The sequence below is a fragment of the Aeromonas tecta genome (assembly GCF_000820185.1).
In the GTDB taxonomy this organism is placed as follows: Bacteria; Pseudomonadota; Gammaproteobacteria; order Enterobacterales; family Aeromonadaceae; genus Aeromonas; species Aeromonas tecta.
The window spans coordinates 89041-89357 of record NZ_CDCA01000050.1; the positions used below are offsets into that span (position 1 = coordinate 89041).

Here is a 317-nt window from a genome sequence, read left to right on the forward strand (position 1 = left end):
GCCCTGGTGCTGCGTGGCGAGCTGACCCTTGGGCAGCTCACCAGCTTTACGATGTACTTAGGCCAGCTTATCTGGCCCATGTTTGCTATCGCCTGGTTGTTCAACATCATCGAGCGCGGCAGCGCCGCCTATTCGCGCATCGAGAGTCTGCTGGCCGAGAGTAGCGACATTCAAGACCCAGTCAGTCCGCAGCCACTCACGGCAAGCTTCCCCCTTTCCATGAAGGGCGTGGATTATCGACTGGAGCAGCGCAGCCTGCTGCAAGGCATCGACTTCACCCTGCAAGGGGGCGGCATGCTCGGGGTGGTGGGCCGCAC

The 317-nt window shown here is 61.5% G+C and carries 1 pseudogene; it reads left to right on the forward strand.

Annotation, left to right across the window (positions count from 1 at the left end):
• Nucleotides 1-317: pseudogene (locus BN1137_RS22970) on the forward strand (multidrug ABC transporter permease/ATP-binding protein); the annotation flags it as partial.